This window comes from Pseudoxanthomonas sp. SL93, from assembly GCF_026625825.1.
Lineage (GTDB): Bacteria > Pseudomonadota > Gammaproteobacteria > Xanthomonadales > Xanthomonadaceae > Pseudoxanthomonas_A.
The window spans coordinates 2,461,648-2,481,669 of the sequence record NZ_CP113065.1; the positions used below are offsets into that span (position 1 = coordinate 2,461,648).

Sequence of the window (20,022 nt, forward strand, 5' to 3'; positions counted from 1 at the left end):
TGCCCGCTGCCGGACGTGCGCCGGTGATGCCTTGGGTTGTCATGGCCCTGGCGGTGGCCGCGCTGGGCGCGGTCGCGTTGTCGTTGGCGGGCATCGTCGGCCCATGGCCGCTCGTGGCCGCGGTCGCGATGGCTGCCGGTGTGGTGGCTGCACTGGTCGCCGCCGTGCAGTCGCGCCAGCAAGCCCATCGCTTCGCCGGCGTGCAGGCCCGCGCGGCGATGGCCGAATCCGAACGCGACACCCTGCAGCGCGACCTGCAGCGCCACGATCGCCTGGAACAGGACCTGATGCGCGCCAAGCAGGCGGCCGAATCCGCCGCGATGGCCAAGGGTGAATTCCTGGCCACGATGAGCCACGAGATCCGCACCCCGCTCAACGGCATCGTGCCTATGCTGGAAATGCTGTCGCGCGCGCCGCTCGCGCCGGACCAGCGCGAGATGCTCAACACCGCCAGCGCCTCCTCGCACCAGCTGCTGCGCATCGTCGACGACATCCTCGATTACTCCAAGCTGGAAGCGAACAAGCTGGAGCTGGAAATCACCGGCTTCAACCTGCGCGAACTGCTCGATGGCGTGCTGCAGCTGATGTATCGCCCGGCCGAGAACAAGGGCCTGCGCCTCAGCCTGCAGCTGGACCCGGCCGTGCGCCTGCCGGTGCGCGGCGACCCGGTGCGCCTGCGCCAGGTGCTGACCAACCTGGTGGGCAACGCCATCAAGTTCACCGACCGCGGCTCGGTGACGGTTGTGGTACGCCGGCTGGGCGAAACCGCGGCACAGCACCTGTTGCGGCTGGAAGTCCGCGATACCGGCATCGGCATCGAGGAAGAAGCGCGCACCCGGCTGTTCCATTCCTTCAGCCAGGCTGACGCCTCCACCACCCGCCTGTACGGCGGCACCGGACTGGGCTTGGCGATCTGCCGGCGCATCGTGGACCTGATGGGCGGGCGCATCGACGTGGTCTCGGAAGTCGGCCGCGGCTCGACCTTCTGGTTCGAAGTGCCGCTGATGAAGGTGATCGGCGACCTGCGCCAGCGCGACAACGGCCTGCTCGACCACGGCCGCGTGCTGATCGTCTCGCCCGATGCCCGGCTCCGCCAGCGCCTGTCGCTGCTGGCCACCAACTGGGGCATGCAGCCAGTGGGCGTGGAAACCACGCAGGAAGCGCTGGATCGCCTGCGCCTGGTCGTCGAACAGGGCCAGCAGGATTTCATCGCCGTGCTGGCCGATGCCGCCGGCATCCGCAGCACCGCGCTCGCGCTGCATCGCGCGCTTGCGCGCCGACCGCTGCCGGACACGCTGCGCCTGATTTGGCTGTACGGCGACGAGGCCGTACCAACGGAACTGCACCCGCGCAGCACGCTGCTGTCGCGACAGGCACCCGATGCGGATCTGCGCGCGGCGCTGACCGGCGCCACGCCGGAAGCGGAAAGCAGCGAAGACCTGCCCACCCTGGAAGAGATCTTCCCCAATCCGCAGGCCGCGCTTCCGCCCGCACCGGCGGAGCAGCCCGCGCTCGCGCCACTCGCCATCGTTCCGCCTGCTGCCGCCCTGCCGCTCCAGGACGCCAGCGACACGGGCGCACCCCTCCCCGAATCACCGGTGGTCAGCGCCATGCGCACCGCACCCAAGTTGCTGCTGGTGGAAGACAACCCGGTCAACCTGCTGGTGGCGCAGAAGCTGCTGTCCGCCCTGGGTTTCAGCTGTGAGACCGCCGCCAACGGCGACATCGCCCTGAAGCGCATGCAGGCGGAGAATTTCGACCTGGTGCTGATGGATTGCCAGATGCCGGTGCTGGATGGCTACGCCGCCACGCGGCGCTGGCGCGAGCATGAACTGCAACGCGATCCGTCCCATCGCCTTCCCATCGTGGCGATGACCGCCAACGCGATGGCGGGCGACCGCCAGCGTTGCCTGGATGCAGGCATGGACGACTACCTGGCCAAGCCGGTATCGCGCGAACAACTGGAAAGCTGCCTGCACCGCTGGCTGCCGGACCGGATGAACTTCGTCCTGCGCAATGCGGCGCTGGCGCCGGCCGAAGAGCCCGTGGTCGTCGCTCCCCCGGTTGCCACGGCGCGTGCGCCGGCACCTAGCTTCCCGGTGCTTGACCAGACCATGCTGGAAGAACTGCGCGAGATCGCCGGCGACGAAACCGCGCGCATCATCGCCGTGTTCCTGGAAGATGCGCCGCGCCTGATCGGCACGCTGGAGAAAGCCGCTGCCGTGCCCGACCTGGATGCGATGCGCGATGCCGCGCACACGCTGAAATCCTCCAGCGCCAATGTCGGCGCGATGGCGCTGTCCGCCGCCGCCAAGCGCGTCGAACTGGGCGCGCGCGCGCGCAAGCTGGAGCGTCCTGCGGTGGCGGTCGCGCTGGTCATCGCCGAATACGCACGCGCGCGCATGGCGCTGCAGGGCTACGCCGCGCAGCAGCTGGGCCGCCCGTTGGCGACCCAGATCGCGGCTCAGTCGGCGTCGCCTTCCAGCTTCGTCAGCAGGTAGTTCGGCTCGCCGATGCGGTCGATGAGCGACAGCTGGGTCTCCAGCCAGTCGATGTGTTCTTCTTCCGAATCCAGGATGTCGGCGAACAGCTTCCGGCTGACGTAGTCGGCCACCGTTTCGCAATGCTTGATCGCTTCGCGCAGCAACGGCACGGCTTCCTGCTCGAGCGCCAGGTCGCATTCCAGGATCTCGCGGGGCGCCTCACCGATGCGCAGTTTGCCCAGCGCCTGGAAGTTCGGCAGGCCATCGAGGAACAGGATGCGCTCGGACAACTTGTCCGCGTGCTTCATCTCGTCGATGGATTCCTCGTACTCGTGCTTGGCGAGTTCGTTGAAGCCCCAGTTCTTCAGCATCTTGGCGTGCAGGAAGTACTGGTTGATGGCGGTCAGTTCGTTGTAGAGCGCCTTGTTGAGGTACTCGATGACCTTGGCGTCGCCTTTCATGGCCATGCTCCGTCGGGGGAAGAATGGGCGAAGGTTAGCGACTTCGCGCCGCCGGTGGCGGAACGCGAATCGTGTTCATCCATGGATTGTGGCCGACGAACGGCCGGTGCGGGATCAGGCTGCGTGCGACAGGCTGACGATGGGGAACAGTGGCTCGCGCTCGCCATGCACGCTGTCCAGCACGGCGATCGCCGTGTCCAGGCAGGTCCCGCAGGTCGCGCCACAGCCGGTACGCATGGTCAGTTCGGCCACGGTGCGGCATCCATTGGCGGCGGCTTCGCGGATCTGGCGTTCGGTCACGCCGTTGCAGATGCAGACGTACACGGTGGCGGAGGGTTGTCGGCAGGCACTTGGCGGCCCGTGCCCATTCAATCGTGAATGAGAATGATTGTCAATTCTTCGCAGGCTCGCTGCCTGAACCCCGCTTGCGGGCCGACCGGTGCCTCCCCCGGCGGCTACGCTGGGGCTCCTGGACCCGCAGGTCGGGAAGCGGCGCGGGCACCGCCTGGGGTCCTGCGACGGCGCGGGCAAACGAGGCGAGGTGCCGCAGGGCACTGGAATAGACGCCACGCTTGAACAGCACCACGTGTTCCAGGGGGTACCAGAAGTCGACCCAGCGCCAGTGGTCGAACTCGGGGGTCTCGGTCACGTCCAGCCGCAGGTGGGCTTCATCGCCGACCAGGCGCAGCAGGAACCAGACCTGCTTCTGTCCGATGCATACCTGGCGTTCGTTGCGGCGGATGGCCCGGGGCGGCAGCCGATAGCGCAGCCACCCGGGCGTGACACCCAGAACTTCGACATGTTCGGGCATCAGGCCGGTTTCTTCGCGCAACTCGCGGTACATGGCCTCGACCGGTGTCTCGTCCGTGTTCATGCCGCCCTGCGGGAACTGCCAGCCATCCCGGCGCACGCGGCGCGCCCAGAAGACCCGGCCATCCGGGCGCATCAACACGATACCGACATTGGGTCGGTAGCCGTCCGGATCGATCACGATGCGGACTCCATAAATCTACTGTCACCGACTCTGCCATGGCCCGCCCCGGGCCACAAGCGCGGCCGCCCCGGTTGACAGGCAGGGGTCGGAAATGAAGAATACGCGGTTCACGCGGCTATGTAGCTCAGCCGGTTAGAGCACAGCACTCATAATGCTGGGGTCGGTGGTTCGAGTCCACCCATAGCCACCACACCGCGGAAACGAAACCCCATGATTTTCATGGGGTTTTTGGTTTTTTAGAGTGTCTAGCTGGCACGTCTTGAAGGACGTGGAGCAGCCTTCAGCTCCCCTTTCAAGACTGGCGAACAAAGCACATCCGGCTTCAGGGCGGCTTATCAGGCGCGATGTCCCCGCGCTTCACCTCCGACGAGTGCCCGCCTTTCAATCTCCTCGCGGCTGGATGAGTAGGTAGCCGGCGACCCAATCGGCCCCTCCCCCCAATTCCCCTTTCTTGGGAATGTGACCGCTAATTCGATAGTAGTCCTCTCCAGGATCAAATCCCGATACGCGAGCGGTCACCGTGTAGACGAACTCTTCCGAAATTCGATGCACCACTTCGGAATCCTGTCGCGCTTTTGAGTAGACCGGCGCATCCAGATAAACGGGGGGAGGATCGAACTGCACCTCCTTGCGCGGGAAGCGCCTTGCAGTGTGATGTTGCTGCTTTCTAAGTAGGACCGATATCGCACGATCAAGACAGTATCGCGCGTTACTAGCTGTAGCTTCATTGGGTGGGAAATCGAGCTCATAAGAAAGTTGCCATGGCGAATCCGCATCTGGCCGAAACACTTGCGGTGTTAGCCGAAAAAGATTCTGCAACTCAGCCGTATTGACACCCCACTCCATCGCGTCAAGGCGGAGCTTCTCATGATCAACTTGTATGTAGTCGAATGGGGTTCGGACGTTCTCCTCAATCCAGACCCGATTCCTCTTCCATGAATGTGCTTTGTGCCCAGATCTTGTGAACATCCAGAATGCAAGATCGAGTTCGTCACTAGCATCAATCCATTTGTGAATGCTGTAATCGATCTCTATCTCGACGAAGACCGATTTTCTTACCGCGACCAAGGCATCAAACCAGCGCTCTTCGTCAAGCATGCGTGAGGCGTCAATGAGCAGACTCTTTGCTTCACCATCGTGCAACAGATCGACGAGAAAGACCTCCTGGTACCCCTTGCCAAGAACACTTCGCACCACTTCCTCAACAGCGACAGATGCAGCTTCGGCATACGTTTTAACAGTTATTGGCTCGGCCAGCTGGCCATAGTGCTTGCAGATGACGCGCTGCTTATTCATTGCCTTCAAAGTTCCAGACTTTATAACCCTATGACCTGTCTTCCCAAGCTCGCCAATTAGCTCATCGAAGCTCTTCGAATCCAAAACCTTCTGCTCATCAACATCGAGCTCGATAAGTAAGGCCAGAAAAATAATCTCGAGCGCATCCTGCAGAATTATCAGCCCTGCGGTGGACATATGCCGATCGCCTGCCGAGATCAGCCGCGATGACTCGTCGTATAGAGCTCTGGCCGTAACGAGCGAATGCAGTGTCGATGACTTCACTTTAGCTCCCCTCGACCAACGAAAGATGAAGAGGCTTCGCAATCTCTTTCACAGGACGTAAGAAAGCGAATAGCACGACAATAACATGCGTCACGACTTGATCCCGAAGAGATCTGCAACCGAGCAAAAGACCTCGCCGCGCTCCGCTGCATGCCGCACTTTCCGATCCAAAACCTCCGGCAGAGGCAACCGATTGTTGAGCATAGTCCAAACATCATAGCCATCCATGCAGATGATGCTCTTGGCACGCCCAAACGCATGCAGTCCTTCGTCGCTAAATCCACTGTTGCTGATAAACAGCCCACGAGCCCAGGAGGCTTTCTCTTGTACTTTTCCGTGGAAGTTGCGCAAGTCAGCAGCCGGCGTTCGCGGCCCCTGCCACTTGGCCTCTAGTAGATAGAACTCGCCATCGAACTTGAAACTTCCATCTATCTGCTCACCTACCAGCCTGAAGGGGCTGTTCGGCTGGAGCCCGTATGCCTGGAAGAAGTCTGTAGTGAACTTCTCAAAGGCATAGCCACGAGGCTGTGGCGCTAGGTCATGCAATGCAATAAGTGCCGACTTAAGCGCCTCTATGGGCACCGGCACTGATGCGGGAGATGGCACCCGGCCTCCATCATCGCCAGCCATTTTTCCCTCGAGCCTCGCAACTACCTCCAACAGCATTCCATCTGCATTCGGAAGATCGTCTGCCTGACCGGAAAGTTGGTACATGCTGACGCGATACTTGAGAAGTTGTCGAAGAGTGCGTGCGGCCGTTCCCTTATCTACGGTCTGCAGGAAAGTGCGCAGTCGCTTCGCCTTGGATGTTCCGTTTGTAGCGAAGCGTTCATCGTTGAAATCTATGTTCAGCTCATCCAAGAAGAATTCAGCGATAGTCCTGTCGGAGAAGTTCAGGACATAGCCCGACTCCATACCCAGAACACGATCAATGACGCGCATCTCAGATGCCTTGATGATCGACATGCAACCCCCTGTCCTTGACATGACCATGATGTCGGCTTGCGGCGAGTCGTACCAGCCGCCTTATGAGGGGATGCCGTGCGCTTATGAAACCAAGTAGTCCACTCATCGGGAAATAGCCAGATCAGCGCGGGACGCCCCTCGACGGCTGAATTTCAGCTCGACTCTTTATGCCTCGGATTATCTCCCCGCCCGTGAAACCCGCAGCAAATCTATACCTAGTGTTCCACACAACATTTAGTGTTGACCTTTCCAAAAACCCCCACTATCTTCGACTTGTCGGTTCCGGGGGTGGCTAACCTCCGGATGAAAAGGGAAGCCGGTGCGGCCTTCGGGCCTATTCCGTCACTGCCCCGCAGCGGTAATTGGGAACGACCCCGCCACACAGCACTGAGGCCAGGCCTCGGGAAGCGGCGGGTTAGGAGGAAGGCCACGCCTTCCGCGCCCATGAGTCCGAAGACCTGCCGACGGCCCCATTCAAAGCACATGGTGGGGTGGTCGGCTGGCTATGTGCCGGTCGCGGGGCTTTCTGTTGGTTTTCATTTCCCGCGACAGCACCCAGTCTGTATCCCACTTTCTAGGGCGAGTGGGCGTGCGTTCGCAGGAACGGACCCATGAAAACTGACAATACTCGAAGCAAGTTGCACGTCTACGGCGCGATGAGCGCCCGCGGCGCAGATCGGGCAGGTAAAACGCTGGCAAATGCCGTGCTAGTCCTCGCGTCGATGATTGGAATCTCTGCCGTTGTCTGGGTTGCGCGATGGTGGTGACTGACCACCTTCGGACCAAGCGACCCAACGCGCTTCGTTTGCCGTCAGGCAACGGCAGGTGCTACATGCCCCGTTACAGTGCTGGCTCCGCGGGACGTTGAGAGTTCCGGAAACGCTACGTTTCGAGTCCACGAGGTCGATATGGTTCGAGTCCACCCGTAGCCGCCAGATTCCCGTGCGGAATCAACACGAAATGAAAATGCCCACCGCGAGGTGAGTTTTTTGTTGGGCGTGACCTGAGGCGGATGGGATGGTGCAGCCGTAGGGCGGCTTGGGGTCGGGAGAGGCCGGCTTGCTGAACGAGCCGCAGCAGGGGCGCCTGAGCCCCCCCCCCCCCCCCTTCCCCCACACTTGGCCCCAATGAGATCGGGGGAGCCTGACTGTCAATGGATGGACGTCCGCTTCCCTCCACCCCACAATCCTCGTCGTCCAAGACGAGGGGCAGGAAGTGGCATCTCCATATCAAGGCATCGATGCTAGCAAGTGGCAGGAAACTACTAGACACCTCATAGCGGCCCATCCGCTTTCGCCGACGGAGATACTGGAAATCGTCCAGATCGCATGGGCACGCGTCTGGCAGACTCGCGTTGGCGATGTGGCTGGAGGGTTCGCGTTGGCAGAAATCGAGCCGCCCGCAACCGTAGTCGGTGCGTTCTTCGAACGGCTGTTCGCGAAAGAGTTAGCCACGCGCTACCCCGACAAATGGACCCTGGGGAAAGGCTCGCAAAAGGATCTACACCACCTGCCAGACGACTCGTTTTCTATCGAGCTCAAGACTTCCGGTCAGCCGGGCTTCTCAATATACGGAAATCGAAGCTATGGGCAGGAGCTTGAGAACGAAGCGGCTAAGAAGAAAGATAAGTCGGGCTACTACATCACCATCAACTTCTTTGGCCAGACTCTTACGCTTGTCCGTTTTGGCTGGATCGACGCATCCGACTGGGTTTCCCAGCGCGCCTCAACCGGGCAAATGGCAGGACTCGGGGCTGACGTATACAAGCACAAGCTCGTAGCTATCCCAGGCCCCTATCAGCTCGCCGCACCTGCGAGACTACTAAAGGGGGTAGGCGAAAAACTCATGAAGGAGCTGCAGGAACTCAAGATCCAGACGGTTCTCGATCTACTGAGGCACCAGGGCGAACTGCGCGGGCGCTTGCAAGCACTGCAAAAGGATGCGAGGGATTATTACAAAGACTTATATCAGTAGTGAGGAAACTTGCAGTTCTGCAGCATGAAGTCGCTCAGCCGCAACATCGCAATAGTCCCCTCTAATTTCGAAGCCAATTGCGAACCTGCTGTTCCTCACGGCTGCGTCTGCAGACGAACCAGAGCCCAAGAAAGGATCTAGAACCAGCGCATCGACATTCGAGAATCCCCTCAATACGCGCTGACAAAGATCGGTCGGAAACTGTGCAGGATGCGGCGTCCGCTCCTTTGAAGCACGACCCCTTCCTGAGGTCACCTTAGCTATTTGCCAAACGTCCGATGGATTCTTTCCGAGCGTATTGCAGCGCAATTTTCCATTCTTCTTTTGATTTGGGTACGCCACGTTGGGGTCGCGAATATCGTCCAGGTTGAAGCAATACTTCCCTTCATCCTTGACGTACCACAACAACTTCTCATTCCTCGGCGAAAGCACTTTCTTGGCAGCCACGCCTGCGCCGTAGTTCCAGACGATCTCCTGCTGGAGGAAGAATGGGATTCGATCCCACAGCAAGTATGGAATAGGGATGGATCGCGCGCGCCCAGCCACAGAGACGTACCCCACGTTCAAGACAAACGCGCCCTCGGGACCACTCAACCGATGCAGCTCAGAGATCCACTTCTCACACCAGTCCAAATAGTCCGCTAGAGGAAGAACTGACTCGTACTCCTTTCCTATGTTGTAAGGAGGGCTGGTGAAAGAGAGGTCGATACATCCCGAAGGCAATCGACTCATCAAGTCTAGACAATCGCCTTTGAATATCGCGAAACGGTTACCTCGCGCTCTTGGTTTACCCAGCAAGTTGACAATATCTTCGAACTTCTGGCGAGGCGCCTCCTTCAATTCAAGACGTTGGGGAGACTCGAGCCTATTTCGAAGATGCTTCATCTGTTGTGGAGTGACGATGAGTAGAGGTTAGTAGGGCGTGAGAATTGTAGCGAGTTCGACCGGGCGCCGCCCGGGGAGTAGACCGCCCCCCGCTCAGTCGATTGAAGCGACACTGCCCAGGTTGCGACATGCCAGTCTCTTTGGGCGAGATTTTGAGGACGATCCGCATCCAATCATGAACCTCCGGCCCTTCCTATCGTTGGCTTACGCCAACCAAGGAAGCCGCCCGGATGTCAGTCACCACCCTCACCAAGCGTCTCGTCGCGACAGCCCAGCCCAAGGATCGCGCGTACGAGCTCAGGGACACGCAGGTACGCGGTCTACTGCTTCGGGTGCAGCCCAGTGGGCATAAAGCCTGGGTCGTCACCTGGGAGCACGGGAAGCGTCGTACGCTGGGGTCTGCTGGGCACCTGACCCTCGACGATGCCCGCGAGATTGCCCGGAAGATCATTGCGGAGTACATCCAGACCGGGCTGCCCAGCATCGCCAAGCCCGCCGCCCCGAAGATCAGCCTCGCTGAGTTCCTGCGCGATCATTACGGCCCGTGGGCGCGCAGCGAACTAAAAGGGGCCGAAAAGTACATCAATCGCCTGAAGCGGGTCTTCCCGGCCGCACTCGACATGCCCATGTCCGATATCAGTTCGGCCTGGGTCGAGCGCTGGTGGATGGAGCGCCTCCAGACCAAGGCCCGTCCCGACCGGGAGGGTCTCATTACCAAGGCGACCGCTTGGCGGGACCTTGCCAGCTTCCGGGCCGTGATCGCCAAGGCCGTGAAGTGGGGGATGTTGGAGCAAAACCCTATCCAGCAGCTGCGCATGAAGGCGGCCAAGCCTCGGAGTGTGGTGCGGTTCCTCAGCCCAGCCGAGGAGCAGCGCCTGCGCGAAACCCTTACAGCGCGCGACCTGGAACACGCTGCAGCGCGCAGGTCGGCCAATGAGTGGCGAGCAGCCCGGAAGCGGCCGCTGTTTCCCGTGGTGCCAGAGGGTGCCTATGCCGATCATCTGACCCCGGTCGTGCTGCTGGCGATGAACACGGGGCTTCGTAAGGGCGAACTGCTGTCGCTGGACTGGTCGGACATCAACATGCAGGCCCGGATGCTGACCGTCCGACCCGAGCACGCCAAGTCGGGCAAGCAGCGTCATGTCCCCCTGAACGCTGAAGCCATGATGGTGCTGGGTCGATGGGCTTCACAGTCAGCGGGTACCGGTAGCGTGTTTGGCATCACCGGCATGAAATCGTCGTGGGAAAAGCTGCTGGTGGAAGCGAAGATCACGGGATTCCGTTTCCACGACTTGCGCCATCACTTTGCAAGCAAGCTGGTCATGGCTGGCGTGGACTTGAACACGGTCAGGGAACTGCTGGGTCATGCAGACCTGACGATGACCCTTCGATATGCCCACTTGGCACCGGAGCACTTGGCATCGGCAGTGGAAAAGTTAGCTGCCTGACCCTCGTCTAGCCAAGCTCCATTGACGGCCCATTCCTCATAGCGTCGATCAGCCGAAGTGCTTGCCGTGCGGCCGTGTGAGCACCGGAAAGAGCCGCATCAAGGACGATGTTTGTTAGGAATGTTACATCGTTTGGATCGGCTGTTGCCTCCGCTAGCATTCGCGCCCAGTATGTTCTGAGGCCCGCAGTGTTACCTGATTGCGACGCAGCATCTTGTTCGATTGCAGCCCATGCCTCGGAAGCACTGCCAAAGCCGATGGCAAAGTCAGTCACAGCCTCTCGAGCAAATGCCGAAATTTCACGCGAGGTGCCCAGCCCCCGCTCAACAGCCTCTTGAAGACGACTGGCTTTCGCAATTGCCGCTTCATTGCGCTCACGACACTCAGCAACTAACGGGTCATTAGGTGCCAGCTGTCTTTGTCGTTCGATTGCATCGATGCCCGCAACCACTTCACTAGTCAACTTTTGCGACAGGGCAGGCCTCGAACCAGCATCTGCAGCACGAAGCAGCTGGGCACGCAGCTGACCAAGATCGCGCACGCGGCGCACCAAGAACCAGTAAGGACGGGAAGTGCCAGTGGTGGAGACCGCCGCAGCTATGAAAGGCCAAGCCATGTGCGCCGTCAAATCCTCAACTCCGAAAACCTCAGTCAGTTTCCGCTCGGACATGGCGAACAGGCCAGCCATTACTCTATCTGGTGGAAGGTCTAGCAGCCCATCGCTCAGACGACCGTTTGCTATAGCGATATCGGCGCCGATCTGATCCTCGATGTTTCGGAACTCGGCGCGTAGCGCCTGAAGTTCGATAGGCAGGGCGGCCTGCTCTCGAGTAATCCTTACGGAAATCGCCCTACCCCCACCACTTAGCCTGGCGAGCCTAGCCGGCTGAGCTTGTTGCAGGGTTGTGACAAGCAGTCTGATGTCACCATCCACGGGAACCACGACCACCCTTTCAAATGCCGCTAGCCAGTCCGGCGCGTTGCTAGGAATATTGGGAAGAACCAAGAACAGTTGGCGAAGAATCGCCCCCTTCTGCTGAGGCGTTCCAGCTTTCTGGAACTTAGCCACAAGGTCATCCAGAATGACAAAGGGCTCCGAATACGCAGAAGACACATCCGGTAAGGAAGCTAAATACGGCTTTATTCTTTGCGACTGAGCAAGGAGGGCCAGAAATCTGTGAACCTTGTGAATAGTGTGATCTGCAACCTCCTTAGTGACACCGTAACCTCCGTGCAAAGCTGCCGCACGCTGCTTGACCAATAGCGAGAACGAGGATATTGAACCCAGTAGTTCACGCCTGTGAACGGCGTGATCAGAAACGCCCGCAGTAAGGAACGTCGCCCGTGCAACGGGAGCCGCTGACAGCAGCCGAGTAACATCCTCTAAGACATGGCTGGCAGTTTTAAACTTTCCGTCCGGCGTCAGGACTGCTTCGTCACCGTCCACCTGTACGAGGATGGAGGAGATCGCCTGCTCGGCAGCCGTGGCTGCCATACCTATGATCGCCGCATGGCTGGCATCTTGCGACCTTGAAACGTGGCGTGCAGGTGTCGCTGCCGCTTGAATTGCGCATGCCAAGCTGTCCATGCTCGCTTCCAACAGCCGCACTGAACTTCTAGTCAAAAATTGAGGCAAGGCATGCTCCTCCTGACGATGCGGCTATCGAATATGGGGGCGCTCTAAGTCGACCCCTTGAGCGACCTCAAGAATTTCATGCGGTCCGTCGGAGTCAATTTGCTGAATACCAGAATTACTTCGGCCAGTTGATCGTCATCGGCGAACAGATACGCGACGGGCACATCAAGGGCCTTCGCCAGCTCGGCTGCCGATTCCATGTCAGCACGGTTGACCTGCTGTTCGTACCGATTGACCCGAACCGCGCCCTTGTCCTTGGACTGATCCTTATCCACGAGCGCCCCCAGCGCGCGCTGGGAAAGACCCCGCATTGCACGGGCTTCCTTTAAGCGCTTGGCGAATGTCGCCGTAATTGAGTCTGGGTGGGACAAGCGGAGGTAACGGTCTGTGAACCTTTGAAAGCATGACCCATGTACTCCGCTGGTAACATACATTACCGTATCGGTATATAGCATTCCATGGGGTGCAACCGGTCGCAAGGGGACGCATAGACGACCGGCTAAACCCTTGATCCGTCGACCAAGGGGGTCTACCTATGAAGCGTTTCGCCGTGTTCTGCTTGATACCTGTACTGGCCGCAGCCTGTGCCACCAGCCCTGTTGCCCTGACCGACGCCAAGCCGGTCCCAGCTGATCGAGTGTTCGCCTACAACCAGCCCATCGACGGTCCCAGCGGGCAGCTGGTCGTAGTCAGGGATCAGGGCGCACTCGGTGCAGCCTGCCCCATCGCCCTGTATGTAGATGGGGTGGTCGCCGCCCACCTCCGGGCGTCTGAAACGCTGACCCTACACCTTGCGCCAGGTCAGCATGTCATCGGGGCTGGGCCGTCAGGGGGTGGCGTGTGCTCGTGGACGAACGAAGCGGCCCATCGAAGGGAAATCGCCCACACGATGGAAGCAGGCAGCCAAGCCAAAATGCGCCTGTCCATCACGCAGCAGGGCTTGTACCAGATCACACCGACCGGCTTCTAAGGGGAACCACCGTGCGCACCATGATTGCCTGCACACTCGCCCTACTCGTCGCGCCCAGCGTCGCGACCGCACAGAACTTTAAGCGTGAGTACGACCGCTTCAAGGACACGACCCACTACAAGACGACCATCCGTTTGTCGGAACTGGATCGCATGAGCCCGCTAATCGATCTGGAGCTAACAACCAATGTGCAGGGCGATGCCCCGGCCAGCAGCAAGAGCGAATTCAACGTGGACATGCTGGTCACGTACAACATGAGCACCAATAGGGCGTGCATGGGGACGGGCGTTGATCTTCTTTCCGACGGCAAGCCCATGACGCTCGAAAGCGCCATGCCAACGTTCTTCAGTGGCAACCACGCCATCACCTCGTTCACCAGAAAGCTAACGTTCGCCGAGGTCAGCAAATTCGCCGGCAGCAATGCCATCGAAGTCCGGGTCTGCGGCACCGAGTACACCCTGACGGCAGACCAGCGCGGCAAGCTGGTCTCCTTTCTCGACGCGAGCCAGCGCACACCGTAACCACCTAAAACCGAAGGTGCGGATTGCGGGGCAGGGCCACCTCCGCGTCACGATTTGCGTGGCTAAGTTGACGTTAATCTCCCGTTCATTTTCACGAAAGCTCCCACGCAATCGCTGCGTATAACTAGTGCTCATTCAACTAACGAAGGAGCGCAAGATGACGCAAATAAAAGCCCCAAAACGCCGGCCGATCCTACTAATGCCACGGCTTGAGCGTGAAGAAATTACGGCTTTGAGAAAACTGGCCCGGGCGAGGCTCAAGCGAATGATGGAGCACATAAAGGCAGGACGCTTTCAAGCCGCCAGACGCGACGGCCAGGCGATCGAAACGATGGCAACCCTGCACTCGGAAGAGATGTTGCAGTCCGTGTAAACGCCAGAGCAGTACGTCGGAGCACCTGGTTCTCCGGCCGTGACTAGACCTTGTGGTGGACCCGATAGGCGCCTGTCGGGACACCTCGTCCCCAACAACAGACCCATCGACCTGATGTGTAACCACATCGGCAGGTCGACTGCACCCCAAGTTTAGGAGTACCCATGATAGAAGATCATCAGGCGCCACCCGCCCAACAGCCAGCGCCACCCGGAAAGTCCCCCCGCAAGAAGCGAGGCCCTCAATCCACCTACAAGGAGCGCCAACAGCGCAATGCAAAGGCTGGATATCCGCTCACTGCAGCATTGCGTCGCACGGGCGCCAAGCGAAAGCCGAAACGGAATACTCGTCACTGGCGACAGGCTCTGGCGATTGGGAAAGCCTACAAGTCCGGCGACGAACGCGAGATCACCAAGGAGGAACTCGTACTGGCGAGGACGGTTGTCCCGGCACATCATTTTGATGCTGAACCCGACCTCATGGAGACCGCGTTCGTTCCGTATCGCCTGCTGTCGCCCTACCAGCGCACGCAGGAGTTCGGACGCATCTTCGATGAACTGTACCGCGAGTACCGGAAGCGCTACTGGGCGAAAGACACGTGGTTGCATCCACGCGTGTTCCTGCACTCGTGGCCGGATGGGGAGATCGTCGCCCTTTGGCAGGCCCGACAACACGCGGACCTGCTCGGGCTGCCGTATCGGTACTACTTGCGTCAGGCGTTCGGCCATTGCTTTGCTGCGGGATACCAGCGATGCCCTGCGCCGAATCAGATCTGGCGAGATCCCGTAGTCGAAGCCGTGGAGTGTGCGGCCAAGAAAGGAGTAGAACTTGCCGCATTCAAGGAGTATCGCCCAGGCGTCCTGCATCCTGTGTTTCTGGCGGAAAATTATCGGGGACACCCCGTACAAGTCGCTGCGCACGATGATCTCGTCGCCAAGATCAAGCAATACCCGACGACCTTCAAGCTGGGCTCAATTCTTGCCAACGACAAGACGATGCCGGAGTCCATCGCTCGCGAGCGCTTCGGTGACGCGCAGGTGGACAAGGCGCTGGCCGAACATCGTCCATTCAACCCGAGGGCGCTTGGCGAACCAATGCCGTGCGACGTGGTGCCGAAGCCCGGATGCTTCGGTAACCAGCGGGCGGCATCGATCGTTTGCCAAAAGTGCCATGTGATTGAGGCCTGCCAGACGCTACAGGCCGATATCGGGGCAGCGCTCACCGCACGGTATGGGAGTGAAGAGCCGAGGGCATCCAAGCAGACCAGTGATGCGACGGAACGGAAGCGCCGACAACGGGAACGGGAACGACTGGACCGCGAAGCGGGACGGCAAGCTGGTCCCGAGGATGGGCTGAAACGGGGCTAGTTCAAGCCTGCAAGCCATCCCGGAACGTGTCACGAATCCTATATTTTTATAACTTATTACTTGAAACGTAATAACTATAAAAAAGCAAAATTCGTGACATCGTCCGGGATGCTTTCCATCCTTCCCGTTTCCACTCACCCTGTCGGTGTCACCGTGGCCTTCGGCCCCGATGACCCCTCGGGGTGGATCGCGTGCCTGTGTCCTGCAGGCCAACTATCGCACCTGCACGAACCACTCCGGCCCCACGGTTTGAATCCCCCTGGAACGCATCCAGCGCGCCTAGGAGCAGCTCGGACAATTCCAGCGCGCGAGCATGCAGCGTGATGTGCGTAAGCCTCACGGGCCACGCCGTTTCGTTCTAGGTATAAAGCTGTTCCGCAAGGTGGTGCGCATTGCCTGACGGCTCCCACCCCATGCCAACTCCAATGAAAGCCCATGCGTGGCAGCGCGCTTTGGACGATGTGCCGGGACAGCAGGTCAAGCGAACCGTCGCCTATAGCCTGTGCCGGTCAGGCTGCCTGCGCCATCAGCCTGCCTGTATGAAGTGCTAGGCCATGTCTCGCCTTACACCTACGGCGTTGTCTGTCACGTCCTAAATTCTACCGGCGTCGCTTGCGTCGCTTTGGCTTGCTGGGCTCCTTGGGTGACTCGGGTGGCTCAGCAACCCGCACCCTAGGTTCACCCACTGACAGCGTGGGCAGCCCAGCCCTTCGAGGCAAGGCTGCGATCTCGGCCCGCAAGCGCACCAAGTTCACCCGGGCCCATCGTTCGGCCATCTTTTTGCCGTGGGGCACCGTGGGGGAAACACCGCAACAGCGCATCCCCGGCTCCCATTCCCTGTGCCGGTTGACGTGCACCAGCCAGTCACCGGGGACACGCTTGGAAATCAGGGCAACTTCCCGACCATCGATCTTCAGCCAATGCTGGTCGTAGCGTTCCAAGTGGGTCCACTGCATGGGTTCATCTTCCATGCGGACCAGTTTGGATCGCGCCATCTCACCCACTGAGATCGGCACCCGGAAGATGGGCGCATGACCTACCTAACCTTGTCCGAGATCGAAGCGCTGGTGACTGCTATCAGGGCCGGCTTGCCATCCATGTACGAAACGGTCCAGCCGGCCGACCGGCAAGAAGCCTTTGCAGCTGAAGCCAACGGCATCCTTGACCTGACCGCACCCGAGGACCACTTGCACGTGTTCGCTAAGCTGGAGTCCCTGGTCATCCTGACAGACGGTTTTACACTGCCATTGCCGGCCAACGGCTAACGTTCGGCCCGGTATAGTCAGCAGGCCAGCCCAAGGGATACCCCCCCATGTGCTATTCAGCGATGATCCAAGCCGACTACGACAAGTACGTCCGGCACTTCGGGGCGACGATGAGCCTTGAAGAATTCGCCATCAATGTGTGGTCTGCCCCGGATCGGGCCAAGAAGAAGCGTCGCCCCAAAGCCATGGAAGATTGGCTCCGGGATCGACCCGAACCCGAAGCCCAGCGTATCTGGCAGGAATTGCTTACCCAGCGCGCGGCACGTGAAACCGAACTGCAGCAGGAATTGTTCAAGCAGAAGAAGCGCTTGGGCGACGCCGAACGGTCATTGCTGACTAAGACCACCAAGAAGGCTCAGGAAGACGTCCGGATTGCCACCGACAAGATCAGCAAGATCAAGCTGGACCTTGATGACCTGCAGCGTACCGAGCCCAAGGCCCGGGATGCCCGGTTCTTCCCCGGGAACTACGCCCCGGTGATCGTCATGGAAGGTGGCCGGAAGGTCATCAAGCCTATGCGCTACCAGTGCCGGCTGCCGGGCTGGAACGAAGCGGTGGAACGGAAGTATCCGGGGACCTATAACGCCCGACGCGACAACATCCCGAAGACGTGGTCGGACCTGTTCGGGCATAAGCACGGCATCATCGTGGTGACGGCCTTCTATGAAAACGTCGAGCGCCACCTGATGGAGCACCGGGCGCTGGCCGAAGGGGAATCATCCGAGAACGTGGTGCTGGAATTCCGGCCCAAGCCAGAACAGGACATGGTCATCGCCTGCCTGTGGAACGAGTCCCCGGACGGTGATGGGCACTTGCTGTCCTTTGCCGCTATCACCGACGACCCCACCCCCGAAGTTGCGGCAGCTGGACACGACCGCACCATCATCCAGATCAAGACCGAGCACATCGACGCATGGTTGACCCCGGAGGGACGGTCCCCGGCAGAGCTACAGGCGATCCTTGATGATCGGCCAACTGCGTACTACGAGCATCAAGTGGAAAAGGCGGCTTGAACACCCCTGCGAACAGCCGCTAGAACGCAACCAGTGCTTACCTGGGGCGCTCCTTTCAGTCGGGACGACCGGAAGCCAGTGCCGACACAGGAAGCCGGCAGGCGGCGATTGGTGCGCTTGGGGCGCACTACCCCACCGGCTTACTAGCGCCTTAAGGCGACTCCCCCCGAGCTGTCGGTGGTCGGAAGTGCTTGATCCGTAATGTTTTCACGACGACTCGCAACCATGACTCCTGACATTCGTACTGCCAGGGTCGGATGTTCAAAGCAGTCGCGCATAATCCTCGTTAATGCACTGGAAGTCCTAGAAACGGAACAAGAACTCGTACCCGAACGGTCCGAATTGCACGTCGACCAGAACCAACTCCATACAGGCTACACCTCGCTGTACTGAGCTGTAGGGTGCACGCAGGCGGCTGTGGCGCGCTTAGGATCGGTCGTACTCTTCTCACATAAACGGGCTATCGGTGTGCATCGGCGTAACTTATGCACTTCGCGACTCCCTCCGAAGAATGCTGCCGCCCGCCACGCCAAAGGAAGGACAACCTTGAAGTCATCCCAGCATCTAGTCGTCGGCGAGGTGTACACGCGTGCCGAACTTAAAGCCAAGTTCGACATCACCGATGCCAGCATCAACAACGGCATCTTCAAACCCAAGGGTTACAGTTCGATCTGGCTGTTCGTGACCAAGGAGAAGACGTCCGATCGCACGCAGTATCACGACCTTCTGGATGGCGACACGCTGACCATGGAGGGGCAGACCAGCGGCCGAACGGACCACTGGCTGACAGACCACGCCAGCACGAGATACGAGCTGCTCCTGTTTTACCGGGAGAGCAAGGTGCAGTATCCAGGAGCCGGTTTCGTCTACGAGGGTGTATTTGAGTACCAAGGGCACGCCGGCTCCATGCCCGCCACATTCACATTGAAGAGGCAGGCAACCCAGGTCCCACCCCGTACCACCCCAAGCAGAACCTGGGAGTTGGCGCTACAGGCCGTCCAAGACCTAGGCGGCAGGGCCACTCCGCAACAGGTCCGCGACCTCATTCTTTCCCGGAAGCCTGACTACAAGGTCGCCAACGTTCAAGCTGACCTGGCCTTCCTTTCCGTGAATTCTCCCTCCCGCACCTCCTATCACCACAACCACGTTCCTCGCCGCACCGACGCAGGGAGCTCTTACGACAGGTTGTTCAAGGTCGGCAGTGGTCCCGGGGTGCTCTTTGAGCTCTACGACCCACACGAGCACGGCGTATGGGAGATATACCCCGACGCGTCGGCGACAAACTCCAACGGTATGATGGTGCGACGGATCAGTGATCCGGTAGCAGAAGCCGTCAAGGCCATTTCGGCCGCGGAAGAGAATGCAGGCGTGTTTGACGCACACAGCGTCGATGACGCCCGCAGTCGAGTCTTGGCGGCAATCGTGCGGCGTCGGGGCCAGAGGAATTTCCGCGAGGCACTGCTAAAGGCCTACTCAGGTGCCTGCGCCATCACCGGCTGCACCATTCCGGCGATCCTCGAGGCCGCCCACGTTCACCCTTACAAGGGCGACCACACCAACGTGGTTAACAACGGCCTGCTCCTGCGTGCGGACATCCATACGCTGTTTGACCTCGGCCTGATCGCGGTCGAGTCAGCAACAATGACGGTCAGAGTATGTCCAGGGCTGACTGAGACCGAGTATGCGATGCTCGATGGACGGCAGCTGGGCGAACCGATCCTGGATAGCCAAAGAGTCAGCGCCAGCGCTCTGGACTGGCATCGGAGTCGATGCGGATGGTGACTGGGGCCACCTATTCAACCTGGACCGGCGCGTTCGCTGATCGAGCTGGTGAGCTCTTGGCAAGCGGATCCAGGGCAAGCCTACTTTACGCTGCCCTGGAGATCCGAATGGGTGCTGAGGCGCGCCTCCAGTCCTATGTCCAGGCAAGCGATGAGGTCACAGCTGCCCTCAAGAGAGGGTGGCAGGTTCACAAGCTGTTCAAGGGACTGGAACGGACGTTCTCCAACTCGAACCAGGTTGTGAGATTCACTGTCCGGACGCAAGACCGGGAGGTGGAGATGCACTTCATACCAGTTCGCCAGCGGCTTCTCGATCACGTGAACC

The 20,022-nt window shown here is 59.9% G+C and carries 19 protein-coding genes, 1 tRNA gene and 1 riboswitch; of the genes, 12 read left to right on the plus strand and 8 right to left on the minus strand.

Annotated features, from left to right (window positions below; genetic code table 11):
* Nucleotides 1–26 precede the first annotated feature (26 nt).
* Complete coding sequence (locus tag OVA13_RS11715; RefSeq protein ID WP_267790659.1) at nucleotides 27–2,501, plus strand: ATP-binding protein; 2,475 nt, start codon at nucleotides 27–29, stop codon at nucleotides 2,499–2,501.
* Here OVA13_RS11715 and bfr read toward each other — a convergent pair.
* The 3 genes from bfr to OVA13_RS11730 form a co-directional block, all read right to left on the minus strand.
* The gene (gene bfr / locus OVA13_RS11720) at nucleotides 2,465–2,944 is read right to left on the minus strand and encodes a bacterioferritin (RefSeq protein ID WP_267790660.1); all 480 of its coding nucleotides are present in this window, start codon (nucleotides 2,942–2,944) and stop codon (nucleotides 2,465–2,467) included. The genes OVA13_RS11715 and bfr overlap by 37 nt on opposite strands.
* A 114-nt stretch (nucleotides 2,945–3,058) precedes the next feature.
* A complete protein-coding gene (locus OVA13_RS11725; protein WP_267790661.1) occupies nucleotides 3,059–3,268 on the minus strand; it encodes a (2Fe-2S)-binding protein in 210 nt (69 codons plus the stop codon).
* A gap of 67 nt (nucleotides 3,269–3,335) precedes the next feature.
* Nucleotides 3,336–3,935 (minus strand): RNA pyrophosphohydrolase, encoded by a 600-nt coding sequence (locus OVA13_RS11730; RefSeq protein ID WP_324288206.1) that lies wholly within the window; start codon nucleotides 3,933–3,935, stop codon nucleotides 3,336–3,338.
* Between the two features lie 116 nt (nucleotides 3,936–4,051).
* On the opposite strand from OVA13_RS11730, the gene OVA13_RS11735 reads away from it, so the two are divergent.
* Nucleotides 4,052–4,128 (plus strand) — tRNA-Met (locus tag OVA13_RS11735).
* A 191-nt stretch (nucleotides 4,129–4,319) separates the two neighbouring features.
* Here the strand turns inward: OVA13_RS11735 and OVA13_RS11740 are convergent.
* Nucleotides 4,320–5,411: a hypothetical protein gene (locus tag OVA13_RS11740; RefSeq protein ID WP_267790662.1), complete on the minus strand. Its 1,092-nt coding sequence runs from the start codon at nucleotides 5,409–5,411 to the stop codon at nucleotides 4,320–4,322.
* A 177-nt stretch (nucleotides 5,412–5,588) separates the two neighbouring features.
* Nucleotides 5,589–6,464 carry a restriction endonuclease gene (locus OVA13_RS11745; RefSeq protein WP_267790663.1) on the minus strand — a complete coding sequence of 292 codons (876 nt, stop codon included), beginning with the start codon at nucleotides 6,462–6,464 and terminating at the stop codon, nucleotides 5,589–5,591.
* A gap of 260 nt (nucleotides 6,465–6,724) precedes the next feature.
* A riboswitch (cobalamin riboswitch) is annotated at nucleotides 6,725–6,945 on the plus strand.
* Between the two features lie 130 nt (nucleotides 6,946–7,075).
* Between OVA13_RS11745 and OVA13_RS11750 the strand changes: the two genes are divergently transcribed.
* The gene (locus tag OVA13_RS11750; protein WP_267790664.1) at nucleotides 7,076–7,231 is read left to right on the plus strand and encodes a hypothetical protein; all 156 of its coding nucleotides are present in this window, start codon (nucleotides 7,076–7,078) and stop codon (nucleotides 7,229–7,231) included.
* Nucleotides 7,232–7,679: 448 nt separating this feature from the next.
* Nucleotides 7,680–8,438 (plus strand): ScaI family restriction endonuclease, encoded by a 759-nt coding sequence (locus OVA13_RS11755; RefSeq protein WP_267790665.1) that lies wholly within the window; start codon nucleotides 7,680–7,682, stop codon nucleotides 8,436–8,438.
* On the opposite strand, the gene OVA13_RS11760 is transcribed toward OVA13_RS11755, so the two are convergent.
* Nucleotides 8,427–9,170, minus strand: coding sequence for a DNA-methyltransferase (locus tag OVA13_RS11760; RefSeq protein WP_267790666.1), 744 nt, complete (start codon nucleotides 9,168–9,170; stop codon nucleotides 8,427–8,429). The two genes, OVA13_RS11755 and OVA13_RS11760, sit on opposite strands and share 12 nt — an antisense overlap.
* A 383-nt stretch (nucleotides 9,171–9,553) precedes the next feature.
* Here OVA13_RS11760 and OVA13_RS11765 point away from each other — a divergent pair, with 383 nt between their 5' ends.
* Nucleotides 9,554–10,771 (plus strand): site-specific integrase, encoded by a 1,218-nt coding sequence (locus tag OVA13_RS11765; RefSeq protein WP_267790667.1) that lies wholly within the window; start codon nucleotides 9,554–9,556, stop codon nucleotides 10,769–10,771.
* 7 nt (nucleotides 10,772–10,778) lie between these two features.
* Here the strand turns inward: OVA13_RS11765 and OVA13_RS11770 are convergent, their stop codons facing one another.
* Together OVA13_RS11770 and OVA13_RS11775 are read right to left on the minus strand one after the other, a co-directional pair.
* The gene (locus OVA13_RS11770; RefSeq protein WP_267790668.1) at nucleotides 10,779–12,359 is read right to left on the minus strand and encodes a hypothetical protein; all 1,581 of its coding nucleotides are present in this window, start codon (nucleotides 12,357–12,359) and stop codon (nucleotides 10,779–10,781) included.
* 92 nt (nucleotides 12,360–12,451) lie between these two features.
* The gene (locus tag OVA13_RS11775; protein ID WP_267790669.1) at nucleotides 12,452–12,778 is read right to left on the minus strand and encodes a helix-turn-helix domain-containing protein; all 327 of its coding nucleotides are present in this window, start codon (nucleotides 12,776–12,778) and stop codon (nucleotides 12,452–12,454) included.
* A gap of 164 nt (nucleotides 12,779–12,942) precedes the next feature.
* On the opposite strand from OVA13_RS11775, the gene OVA13_RS11780 reads away from it, so the two are divergent.
* The 7 genes from OVA13_RS11780 to OVA13_RS11810 all read left to right on the plus strand — a co-directional run bounded on the left by OVA13_RS11780 (nucleotide 12,943) and on the right by OVA13_RS11810 (nucleotide 19,698).
* Entirely contained in the window at nucleotides 12,943–13,377 is a 435-nt protein-coding gene (locus tag OVA13_RS11780; RefSeq protein WP_267790670.1) for a hypothetical protein, read from the plus strand.
* Nucleotides 13,378–13,388: 11 nt separating this feature from the next.
* A complete protein-coding gene (locus tag OVA13_RS11785) occupies nucleotides 13,389–13,898 on the plus strand; it encodes a hypothetical protein (RefSeq protein WP_267790671.1) in 510 nt (169 codons plus the stop codon).
* 157 nt (nucleotides 13,899–14,055) lie between these two features.
* Nucleotides 14,056–14,271, plus strand: a complete 216-nt coding sequence (locus OVA13_RS11790) for a hypothetical protein (RefSeq protein WP_267790672.1) — start codon at nucleotides 14,056–14,058, stop codon at nucleotides 14,269–14,271.
* Between the two features lie 164 nt (nucleotides 14,272–14,435).
* Complete coding sequence (locus tag OVA13_RS11795; protein ID WP_267790673.1) at nucleotides 14,436–15,638, plus strand: hypothetical protein; 1,203 nt, start codon at nucleotides 14,436–14,438, stop codon at nucleotides 15,636–15,638.
* Nucleotides 15,639–16,669: 1,031 nt separating this feature from the next.
* Complete coding sequence (locus OVA13_RS11800; RefSeq protein WP_267790674.1) at nucleotides 16,670–16,903, plus strand: hypothetical protein; 234 nt, start codon at nucleotides 16,670–16,672, stop codon at nucleotides 16,901–16,903.
* Nucleotides 16,904–16,950: 47 nt separating this feature from the next.
* Nucleotides 16,951–17,916, plus strand: coding sequence for an SOS response-associated peptidase family protein (locus OVA13_RS11805; RefSeq protein ID WP_267790675.1), 966 nt, complete (start codon nucleotides 16,951–16,953; stop codon nucleotides 17,914–17,916).
* Nucleotides 17,917–18,462: 546 nt separating this feature from the next.
* Nucleotides 18,463–19,698 (plus strand): HNH endonuclease, encoded by a 1,236-nt coding sequence (locus tag OVA13_RS11810; protein ID WP_267790676.1) that lies wholly within the window; start codon nucleotides 18,463–18,465, stop codon nucleotides 19,696–19,698.
* The last annotated feature ends 324 nt before the right edge of the window (nucleotides 19,699–20,022 follow it).

Coding starts and splice junctions, on each gene's coding strand:
- OVA13_RS11750 (WP_267790664.1), top strand. CDS start 7,076: ATGAAAACTGACAATACTCGAAGCAAGTTGCACGTCTACGGCGCGATG.
- OVA13_RS11790 (WP_267790672.1), top strand. CDS start 14,056: ATGACGCAAATAAAAGCCCCAAAACGCCGGCCGATCCTACTAATGCCA.
- bfr (WP_267790660.1), bottom strand. CDS start 2,944: ATGAAAGGCGACGCCAAGGTCATCGAGTACCTCAACAAGGCGCTCTAC.
- OVA13_RS11740 (WP_267790662.1), bottom strand. CDS start 5,411: ATGTCCACCGCAGGGCTGATAATTCTGCAGGATGCGCTCGAGATTATT.
- OVA13_RS11800 (WP_267790674.1), top strand. CDS start 16,670: ATGACCTACCTAACCTTGTCCGAGATCGAAGCGCTGGTGACTGCTATC.
- OVA13_RS11760 (WP_267790666.1), bottom strand. CDS start 9,170: ATGAGTCGATTGCCTTCGGGATGTATCGACCTCTCTTTCACCAGCCCT.
- OVA13_RS11765 (WP_267790667.1), top strand. CDS start 9,554: ATGTCAGTCACCACCCTCACCAAGCGTCTCGTCGCGACAGCCCAGCCC.
- OVA13_RS11745 (WP_267790663.1), bottom strand. CDS start 6,464: ATGTCGATCATCAAGGCATCTGAGATGCGCGTCATTGATCGTGTTCTG.
- OVA13_RS11780 (WP_267790670.1), top strand. CDS start 12,943: ATGAAGCGTTTCGCCGTGTTCTGCTTGATACCTGTACTGGCCGCAGCC.
- OVA13_RS11795 (WP_267790673.1), top strand. CDS start 14,436: ATGATAGAAGATCATCAGGCGCCACCCGCCCAACAGCCAGCGCCACCC.
- OVA13_RS11805 (WP_267790675.1), top strand. CDS start 16,951: ATGTGCTATTCAGCGATGATCCAAGCCGACTACGACAAGTACGTCCGG.
- OVA13_RS11715 (WP_267790659.1), top strand. CDS start 27: ATGCCTTGGGTTGTCATGGCCCTGGCGGTGGCCGCGCTGGGCGCGGTC.
- OVA13_RS11770 (WP_267790668.1), bottom strand. CDS start 12,359: ATGGACAGCTTGGCATGCGCAATTCAAGCGGCAGCGACACCTGCACGC.